The organism is Burkholderia sp. LMG 13014, from assembly GCF_905232215.1.
Taxonomy (GTDB): domain Bacteria; phylum Pseudomonadota; class Gammaproteobacteria; order Burkholderiales; family Burkholderiaceae; genus Burkholderia.
Window position 1 is genome coordinate 1 of sequence record NZ_CAJNKE010000211.1, and the last position, 9555, is coordinate 9555.

A 9555-nucleotide genomic window follows, 5' to 3' on the forward strand; every position below is an offset into this window, starting at 1 on the left:
CAGGCGTCCGCGGTCGAACGCGATTTCGTCGCGTACGGGCCGCCGCGCGAACCCGAGCGCTGAAGATGCTGCGCACCTGCGAGCGGCGCGCATCGATGCGACTGCGTGCCGGCATTCCTTTCCCTGTTGATCTCCACGGAGTCGCCATGAGCGAGGCGCACGTATCGGTCGATGTCGCGCAGCAGGCGCGTTTCTGTTTCGAAGTGGTATTTGCCGGCACGACGCTGGCGCCGGTGCTCACCGACGAACCGCAGCCGCTCGGCGACGGGCGCGGGCCGAACCCGATCCGGTTGCTGGCCGCGGCTGTCGCCACGTGTCTCGCGGCGAGCCTGCAGTTCGCGCTGGAAAAACAGCATGTCGATCCGCAGCCGATTGCCGCGCATATCGACGTCGACATGGTGCAGAACGAAGCGGGCAGGGTGCGCGTGGGCGCGATGGCCGTCCGGCTGTCGATCGGCAGGAGGTGGGCCGATCTCGCGGCAGCGACGCGCGTGCTCGATCAGTTCGATGCGTATTGCGTACTGACGGAGAGCCTGCGCGAAGGCATTCCGGTTTCGGTCGACCTGTGCGACGTGAACGGCGCGGCGCTCGAATACGCGGCGACGGACGCGTGAGCGTGCGTCAGGATTCGGTCGCGGCCGCGGCCGCGACTTCGGCCGCGTCGGCGAGCGCGTCGAGAAAGCGCGTGCGCCACCAGTGCACGTCGGTCTTGCGCACGATCGCCATCAGCGCCGCGTGCCGCTGGCGGCGTTCTTCGAGCGGCATCGCGAGCGCTCGCTGGATTGCCTGCGCGGTGCCTTGCGTGTCGTACGGATTGACGAGCAGCGCCGACTTCAACTGCTCGGCCGCGCCGGCGAAACGCGACAGCACGAGCACGCCCGGGTCGGCCGCATCCTGCGCGGCGAGAAATTCTTTCGCGACGAGATTCATCCCGTCGCGCAGCGGCGTGACGAGCGCGACGCGGCTCGCGCGATAGAGGCCCGGCAAGCGCTTGCGCGCGACGGTGCGGTGAATGTAGCGCATCGGCATCCATTCGAGTTCGCCGTAGTCGCCGTTGATCGCGCCGCACAGGCTGTCCATCTCGCGCCGCAGGTCGTCGTATGCGCCGAGATCTTCGCGGCTCGGCGCGGCGATCTGGATCAGCGTCGCGCGGTTGCGGTTCTCCGGATATTGTTCGAGCAACTGACGGAACGCATGCACGCGCTGCGGCAACCCCTTCGTGTAGTCGAGCCGGTCGACGCCGACCAGCAACTGGCGGCGGGAATATTCGTCGCGCATCCGCTCGAACATGTCGATCCCGTCGCGATCGCGCGCGAGCGATTCGAACTCGTCGACGTTGATGCCGATCGGGAAGGCGCCGGCCGACAGCGTGCGGCCGAATGCTTGCAGGCGGCCGTCGGGCAGCCGCGCGGCGCCGGCTTCCGCTTCGACGTAATGCTCGAAGTGGAGCAGATCCGACTCGGTCTGGAAGCCGACGAGATCGTACGCGAACAGCGAGCGCATCAGCCACTCGTGTTCCGGGATCGCGGCCATGATCGGCGGCGGCGGCATCGGGATGTGCAGGAAGAAACCGATCGGATTCGCACAGCCCATCGCGCGCAACTCGGCGGCGAGCGGAATCAGCTGGTAGTCGTGGACCCAGATGGTGTCGTCGGGCCGCAGCAGCGTGCGCAGCTTGCGCGCGAACAGCTGGTTGACGCGCCGGTAGCCGTCGGCGAAGCGGCGGTCGAACTGCGCGAGATCGAGTCGGTAGTGAAACACCGGCCACAGCACGTTGTTCGAATAGCCGAGGTAGTACGCGTCGTAATCCTGCGGGTCGAGATCGATCGTCGCGAGCTGGATGCCGCCGACGTTCTGGATCTGCACCTCGTCGCCATGCGTGGGCTGATCGTCGCCGCCGCGCAGCCTGCCGCTCCAGCCGAACCAGACGCCGCCGGATTCCTGCAGGCTGTCTTTCACGGCGACGGCGAGCCCGCCGGCCGCAGCTTTACGGGGATCTGCAATGCGATTGGATACGACGACGAGTCGGCTCACCAGCTCTCCTGACGATTGTTGGGGGAAAGGTTCGTGCGGCCGTGGCGCGAGAAGCAGACGCCGCCATCGACGCGCGGGGCGTAAAGCGATGGGGCCGCAATGCGATCGGACGGGAGTCAGGGCACGCGATTCGCCGTCCGAACGGGGAGTGCTTTTTTAAGCATACTCGTCATTCGGTCGTTTTAAAAGTCTGCATCGGCGGGCGATGCGCGCGCAAATTCGGCACGATCTCCGTGTCGCCGGTGTGGCAACGCGCGAGAAACGGGCGGGATCGAAACTAGCACGACGCTGCATGCGCAGGCGTGCGCCATGCAATGTGGAGGCGTACGCAGTGCGCGCGAACGTGCGTGACGATGCGCATTTCCGGCGGGCGATGCGCGCACAAATTCGGCACGATCTCCATGTCGCCGGTGTGGCAACGCGCGAGACACGGGCCGGATCGAAACTTGCACGACGCTGCATGCGCAGGCGTGCGCCGTGCAATGTGGAGGCGCACGCAGTGCGCGCGAACGTGCGTGGCGATGCGCATTTCCGGACTCGCGCACGAGGCCGCATCGGTCGACCGCGACGACCGGCGATGGCACGGTTACGCGGTTACGTCGACGTGCGTACTACCCGTACGCGTGCTGCGAACGCGCGACGCGAATCGGCGAATCGGCGAATCGGCGAAGCGCGAGGTCGTGCATGCGCACAGGTCGCGCCGGAAGGCGACGATGCACAGCCGCACCGCGTGCCGCGCGCGGCCGCGCATCGCGCGGTGCGCGCAAGCGTGACACAGGCGAACCGGCATGCGCATCGTCGTCTCCCTGCAGCATCCGTTGTTACGCGGTGGCCGGTTGCCAGTGATGCGTGGCGGACACGTGCGCGTGCGCGCCCGGCGACGTCACATGCGTGCCGGCCGGCATCCGGAACGCGGCGACCGTTTCGGACAGCTCGTGGCCTTGCGCCTCGAGCGACTTCGATGCGGCCGCGGCCTGCTCGACGAGCGCGGCGTTCTGCTGCGTCGTCTCGTCCATCTGCGTGATCGTCAGGTTCACCTGGTCGATGCCGCGGCTCTGCTCGGCCGACGCGGCTGCGATCTCGCCCATGATGTCCGTCACGCGCGCGACGGCCTGCGTGACGTCCGACATCGTCTTGCCGGCTTCGCCCGCGAGCGCCGAGCCGTCGCGGATCGTCTGCACCGACGCGGAGATCAGTTCCTTGATCTCCTTCGCCGCCGTCGACGAGCGCTGCGCGAGACTGCGCACCTCGCTCGCGACGACCGCGAAGCCGCGGCCCTGTTCGCCCGCCCGGGCCGCTTCGACGGCCGCGTTCAGCGCGAGGATGTTGGTCTGGAATGCGATGCCTTCGATGATGCCGGTGATGTCGGCGATCTTCGACGAGCGGTGGCCGATCTCCGTCATCGTGTCGACCACCCGGCCGACCACCGAGCTGCCGCGATGCGCGACGTCCGACGCGTTCGCGGCGAGCGCGCTCGCCTGTTGCGCGTTCTCCGCGTTCAGCCGCACCGTCGACGTGAATTCCTCCATCGTCGCGGCCGTTTCCTGCAACGAAGCGGCCTGTTCCTCGGTGCGCTGGCTCAGGTCGAGGTTGCCCGACGCGATCTCGCTTACCGCGTGCGCGATGCTGTTCGACGAATCGCGCACGCGGCCGACGATGCCGATCAGCCGCTCGTTCATGGTCCGCAGCGCGTCGAGCAGATCGCGCGTCTCGTCGTTGCCGCTCACGTCGATGCGGCTGCCGAGATCGCCGTTCGCGACCGTGCGTGCGACGTCCACGGCCGAGCCGATCGGCACCGTGATCTTGCGCGTCAGCCACAGGCCGCCGCAGACCGCGATCGCGACGGCGCCCAGGCAGATGCCGGCCAGCAGGTTGCGCTCGGTCGCATAGCGGTCCGCGAATTGCTGCGCGATCGCGAGTTCGCGTTCATGCGTATAGGTCGCGTACGCGTCGGTCGCACGCACCAGCTGCGCGAGCAGTGGCCGGCAGTTGTCGTCGATGTCGGCGGTCGCCTCGTCTTTCTTGCCGGCCTGCGCGAGCCCGACGATGCGCAGCGCGACGGGCCCGTAGCTGGTTTCGATGCGCACGATATCGGCCACCAGTTCGCGCGCGCGATCGGAGGTGTCGGTCGCGTCCGCCATCATTGCCTTGAGCTTCGCGAGATGCTCCTGCACGTCCTTGTGCGCCTGGTTCACTTCGGCCAGTTCGAGTTCGAGGTCGGACGGCTTGGTGACGAGCACGAGGTTGCGCGCGGCGATCGCGCGCCGGTCGACGGCCGTGCGGATCTGCGCGGACAGGTTCGCCCGCGCGCTGATGCCGTTCATGTAGCGGGAAAACTCGGCGTTGGTATCGGATAGCGCCTTGAGTGCCATGCCCGACACGATCACGACGACCGCGGCGAGCAGGCCGAAGCCGCCAAGGAGTTTTAGTTTGATGCTCATTCTGGCGATTTTCACGGAGTGCCCCTGCGCGAGTGGTTGGTAAATTGAAATTATTGTTCGACCAGATACGGGCTCGTGCCGGCATTAACGGGTGTGCCTGATGATTCTTTACCCGTAGAAAACCCTGATATTAGTTTTTTTAGCGCTGAAAACCTTACTGGATGGGGGTTCTTGATTTCAATCAAATAACACCGGGGCACCCATGATTAAAAGGTTCATGCGTGGAATTTGAAACCGGTTTTATTGAATGAAACGGAAACGGTGTTTATGCTAATAATTGTCTGATGAATTTATTTGGTTTTATGGGTGAATCAATGAATTTCCTTGCGGACTAATTGGGGAGGGAGCAGGCAGACGTCCCCGGCATGCGCGGTGCGATAGCCGGCGATGGCCGATAAACGGAAATTGGCGACGGAAAGGGCGGCGCCGGAGAGCGGCCCGCGGCGGGCGCCGCGGACCATGAGTGGATCAGAACGTGGTGCGCAATCCAGCCATCACGCTGCGGCCGCCTTCCGGCGCGAAGCCGCGCACGACCGAGGTGGCGTAGCGGATTTCCTGGTTCGTCAGGTTGTCGCCACGCAGGTACGCGAGCCAGTGCGTCGCACCGAAGCGGAACTTGTAGGTCAGCATCACGCCGAGCGACGTGTAGCCGTCGGTCGAGAAGTCGTTGTCGGGCACGCGGTGCTGCGACCACGCATGCGTGACCTGCGCACGCGCGCCGAACGGCCCATAGCCGTAGTCGGCCGCGAGCGTCGCGCGCAGCGGCGCGATGCGCGGCAGCGGCTGGCCCGTGTCGACGTTACGCGCGTGCGTGTAGTCGGCCGTCAGTTCCAGGTCGACCGTATGGCCGCGCCGCGCGAACGCACGCCACTTGCCGTCCAGCTCGACGCCGTAGAACTCGGCGCGCACGCCGCGATAGATCGCTTCGTTGAGCGAGCCGTCGGTACCGGGCGCGACGGGTTCGCCGTCGTCGTCGACGACACGGCCCGTGTTGTACTCGGCCAGGTAGTTCGAGAAGCGGTTGTAGAACACGCCGACGCTGCCGCGGTTCGGGCCGCTCGCGTAGCGCAGCGACAGGTCGGTCGACACCGCTTTTTCCTTCGACGCGTTCGGGTTGCCGATCAGGAACTGGCCGGTCGCATCGTGCGGGCCGTTCGAATACAGTTCGTAGAAGGTCGGCGCGCGTTCGGTGTACGCGACGTTGGCCGCCACCGACCACACGGGCGTCAGCGAGAACAGCGCGCCGGCCGACAGGCTGCCCGCGTTGAATTCGCGCGCCTGTGCCCCCGCGAATTTCTCGACGCCGGCCGGATCGGGATCGACCTTCACGTGCTCGAAACGTCCGCCGAGGCTCAGCTTGAGCGCCGGGACGACCTGCCATTCCTCGAGGCCGAACAACGCGACGCTGTTCGTGCGTGTGGACGGCACGAGCATCTCGTCGCCCAGCGCGGAGAACGTGTTGTGGCCGAACTGCACGCCGATCGCGCCTTCGAACGGGCCGATCTTGCGATGCGTTGCCTCGATGCGCGCCTCGTAGCCACGATTGCGGAAGGTGGTCGCGGTCTCGCCGTTGTCGACTTCCTTGTGGCGATAGTCGGTGTACGCGAAGTCGAATTTCAGCTTCGTGAACGGCCCGCTCAGGTTGCGCACCTCGGACGCGAGCGCGAGGCGTTCCTGGCGCATCCGCAGCCGCACGTGGCTTTCCGCGACGGAGCCGTAGTTCGATTCGTAGCCGCTGTAGGACAGGCCCGCGAAGCCGTCCGCCCACGTGTACGACGCGCCGACCGCGCCGCCATGCACGCGGCCGTCGCTGTTCGGCACGTTGCCTTCCGGTTGCGGCGTGTCGGGGCCGTCGATCGCGCGCTGCGCGCTGCTGCGCGCGTAGCCGGGAATTCGCAGCTTGCTCGTTTCGCGGTCGAATGCGTCGACGTGGAACGCGAAGCGGCCGTTGCCGCCCTCGACCTGCGCGGCACCCGCGCGCACCGAGTTCGCGCCGCCATAGCGTGCATCGAGCGCACCCGTCACGCCTTCGATCGCTTCGCGCGGAATCCGGTTGTCGATCGTGTTGACGACGCCGCCCACCGCATTGCCGCCGTACAGCAGCGCGGCCGGGCCGCGCACGATCTCGACGCGCTCGATCGACAGCGGATCCTGCGGCACCGCATGGTCGTACGACAGCGACGACGCGTCGTAGGCCGCGACGCCGTTCTGCAGCAACCGGATCCGGTCGCCGTCCATCCCGCGGATGATCGGGCGGCCGACCATCGGCCCGTAGGTGGTGGTCGATACGCCGGGCAGCCCGTTGAGCGTCTCGCCGAGCGAATCGGCCTGGCGGCGCGTCAGCGCATCGCCGGAAAGCTGGACGGTCGGCGCGATCAGGTCGGTGTCGCCGAGCGGGTTCGCGGTCACGAAGATCGGGGCGAGCGGGGTGGTCGGCGGCGTGCCGGATACGGCGGGCGCTGCGGTCTGCGCGTGTGCGACGGCGGCGAACAGCATCAGCGAAAGGGACGAGAGCGGGCGAAGCGGTAGACGAGGGAGGTCGCGCATGGTCGGTGAATCGGTTGGAATCGGATCGGATAACGAGCGATGCGGGTCACGGCTGGATACGATATATTGTTGCGTCTGCGACGCGTAGTGACCCGTTGGAACATGGCTCGGCGAGGCTCGGCCACCCACAGTGGAACGCCGTCAGGCGGACGAGCACGCGAAATGATATGTTATATCATTTCAAATTCCAAGCCGAATGGCAGGTAGCTGTCGGGTTTCTGTCGGATGGATGAAATCGCGGCGGGAGCGGAAAGCGTCTGCGCGGTGCCCGGAACGATCGCTTGAACGGGGCGATGCCGTGCGCGTGTCGACGCGTTGCTCGTGCGCCGGCCCGGTTCGTGTCGCCCGCATTCGGGTCCGTCGGCGCCGCCCGCCGGGAATCGGCGGTCCGCCGATCGATGAGGCGGGCGTGGACCTCCGCCATCGGATCAGGTCCAGTGACTCCTGCGGAACGCCCCGGTGCGACGCGTTGAAGCAGCCGCCATCGCCGCGCATCGTCCCGCGCATTGACGCGCATCAACGTCGTTCGAATCCGAAACCGGATACTGGATCGCTCACCGACCAGGCAGGAGCGACACATGTCTCAAACCATGAAAGCGGCCGTCGTGCACGCGTTCGGCGAACCGCTGCGCATCGAGGAGGTACCCGTGCCGACGCCGGGGCCCGGCCAGATCCTCGTCAACATCAAGGCATCCGGCGTCTGTCATACCGACCTGCATGCGGCCGACGGCGACTGGCCGGTCAAGCCGTCGTTGCCGTTCATTCCGGGCCATGAAGGCGTGGGCATCGTCGCGGCGGTCGGCGCGGGCGTCACGCACGTGCGCGAAGGCGATCGCGTGGGCGTGCCATGGCTGTACACGGCCTGCGGCCATTGCGAGTATTGCCACACCGGCTGGGAGACGCTGTGCCACGGCCAGCAGAACACCGGTTATTCGGTGAACGGCAGCTATGCGGAATACGTGCTGGCCGATCCCGATTACGTCGGTCATTTACCCGCTCAGGTTGCGTTCGACGAGATCGCGCCGATCCTGTGCGCGGGCGTCACCGTCTACAAGGGCATTCGCGTCACCGATACGCGCCCGGGCCAGTGGCTCGCGATCTCCGGCATCGGCGGCCTCGGGCACGTAGCCGTGCAGTATGCGCGGGCGATGGGCCTGCACGTGGCGGCCATCGACATTTCACCCGACAAGCTCGCGCTGGCGCGGCAGCTCGGCGCGGAACTGACGATCGACGCGTCGGTCGACGATCCGGCCAAGGTGATCCAGAAGGAGATCGGCGGTGCGCATGGCGTGCTCGTCACGGCCGTGTCGCGCAGCGCGTTCGCGCAGGCGCTCGGGATGGTGCGGCGTGGCGGCACGGTGGCGCTCAACGGCTTGCCGCCCGGCGATTTCCCGTTGCCGATCTTCTCGACCGTGCTGAACGGCATCACCGTGCGCGGGTCGATCGTCGGGACGCGGCGCGACCTGCAGGAATCGCTCGATTTCGCCGCCGCCGGCCTGGTGCGCGCGCATATCCACCGCGACCGGCTCGACAACATCAACGACGTGCTCGCGAAGCTGCGCGACGGCAAGGTCGACGGGCGCATCGTGCTGACCGACATGCATTGATGCGATGTGCGCGGGGCGCAGCGCGTGCCGTCGATGGATCGACGGTGCCGCTCAGCGCTCCGCTGGAAACCGCTCCTGCAGCGTGTGCAACCAGCGCGCGACGACATCGAGTTCGTCGTCGGAAAACCCGTCGCACAGCTTGCCGTTGAGTTCGCGCAGCAGCACGCGTGCCCGCTTGAGCGCCGCGTGGCCTTCGTCGGTCAGGTACAAGCGCGTCGCGCGGCCGTCGTCCGAATCGGCATGACGCGTAATGAGGCCGGCTTTCGCCATCCGGTCGGCGAGCCCCGTCATCGCGGACGGCGCGAGCTGCAGCGCGGCGCCGACTTCACCGATCAGCGCACCATCCTGCTTCGCGAGACAGAACAGCGCGCCGGCCTGCGCGGCGCTCGCGCGCGTCTCGGTCTCCGCCTTGCGGTCGATCCAGCGCTGCACGCGCCGCTGGCCGATGTTCAACATGAAAAACAGTCGTCGGTCTTCGCTCAAGCTGGGTTCCCGGCTGCAATGGAAAGGGAGGGACGGCCCGCGGTTCGTGGCGTGTCGAGTGCCTGCGCGAGCCAGTCGGCCACGTCGGGCCACAGCACGGTGCCGGGGCGGCTGCGGAAGAAGCCCATGTGCCCGACCGGGCCGCTGCCCGCCGCGTGCGGATCGATCTGGCGGCGTTCGACCGCCGCGCGGGTCAGATAGCTTACCAGCAGCCCGATGGCCGTCGGGTTGGCCCACGGGTCGTCGTCAAAGCCGAGCGCGAGGATCGGCAACTGCTGCTTCGCGTAACGCTCGGCCGCGCCGAGCGTCGGATCGTCGAAGAAATAGTGCGGCAGCGTCGTCCAGCGGCTCCATTCGCGAAACACGCCGGCCGGCATGTCCTCGCCGAGCCCGAGCCGCTTGCCGGGCACGTAGCCGAGCAGCGCCGACATCAACGGGCCGAG

6 protein-coding genes and 1 pseudogene are annotated in these 9555 nt (G+C 67.0%); 2 read left to right on the forward strand and 5 right to left on the reverse strand.

Annotation, left to right across the window (positions count from 1 at the left end; genetic code table 11):
• Positions 1-146: 146 nt before the first annotated feature.
• Positions 147-614, forward strand: coding sequence for an OsmC family protein (locus JYJ84_RS20160; RefSeq protein WP_174958326.1), 468 nt, complete (start codon positions 147-149; stop codon positions 612-614).
• A gap of 7 nt (positions 615-621) precedes the next feature.
• Here JYJ84_RS20160 and otsA read toward each other — a convergent pair whose 3' ends face one another.
• From otsA to JYJ84_RS20175, 3 genes are all read right to left on the reverse strand, one after another.
• Positions 622-2034: an alpha,alpha-trehalose-phosphate synthase (UDP-forming) gene (gene otsA / locus JYJ84_RS20165; protein WP_175219532.1), complete on the reverse strand. Its 1413-nt coding sequence runs from the start codon at positions 2032-2034 to the stop codon at positions 622-624.
• 821 nt (positions 2035-2855) lie between these two features.
• Complete coding sequence (locus JYJ84_RS20170; RefSeq protein WP_175219530.1) at positions 2856-4475, reverse strand: methyl-accepting chemotaxis protein; 1620 nt, start codon at positions 4473-4475, stop codon at positions 2856-2858.
• Between the two features lie 468 nt (positions 4476-4943).
• Positions 4944-7022, reverse strand: a complete 2079-nt coding sequence (locus tag JYJ84_RS20175) for a TonB-dependent receptor (protein ID WP_236027470.1) — start codon at positions 7020-7022, stop codon at positions 4944-4946.
• A 578-nt stretch (positions 7023-7600) separates the two neighbouring features.
• Here JYJ84_RS20175 and adhP point away from each other — a divergent pair.
• Positions 7601-8629 carry an alcohol dehydrogenase AdhP gene (gene adhP, locus JYJ84_RS20180; RefSeq protein ID WP_175219529.1) on the forward strand — a complete coding sequence of 343 codons (1029 nt, stop codon included), beginning with the start codon at positions 7601-7603 and terminating at the stop codon, positions 8627-8629.
• Between the two features lie 51 nt (positions 8630-8680).
• On the opposite strand, the gene JYJ84_RS20185 is transcribed toward adhP, so the two are convergent.
• Together JYJ84_RS20185 and JYJ84_RS20190 are read right to left on the reverse strand one after the other, a co-directional pair.
• Positions 8681-9112 (reverse strand): MarR family winged helix-turn-helix transcriptional regulator, encoded by a 432-nt coding sequence (locus JYJ84_RS20185; RefSeq protein ID WP_043186736.1) that lies wholly within the window; start codon positions 9110-9112, stop codon positions 8681-8683.
• Positions 9109-9555: pseudogene (locus tag JYJ84_RS20190) on the reverse strand (alpha/beta hydrolase); the annotation flags it as partial. The pseudogene JYJ84_RS20190 and the gene JYJ84_RS20185, both read right to left, overlap by 4 nt.

Coding starts and splice junctions, on each gene's coding strand:
- JYJ84_RS20160 (WP_174958326.1), top strand. CDS start 147: ATGAGCGAGGCGCACGTATCGGTCGATGTCGCGCAGCAGGCGCGTTTC.
- JYJ84_RS20170 (WP_175219530.1), bottom strand. CDS start 4,475: ATGAGCATCAAACTAAAACTCCTTGGCGGCTTCGGCCTGCTCGCCGCG.
- JYJ84_RS20175 (WP_236027470.1), bottom strand. CDS start 7,022: ATGCGCGACCTCCCTCGTCTACCGCTTCGCCCGCTCTCGTCCCTTTCG.
- adhP (WP_175219529.1), top strand. CDS start 7,601: ATGTCTCAAACCATGAAAGCGGCCGTCGTGCACGCGTTCGGCGAACCG.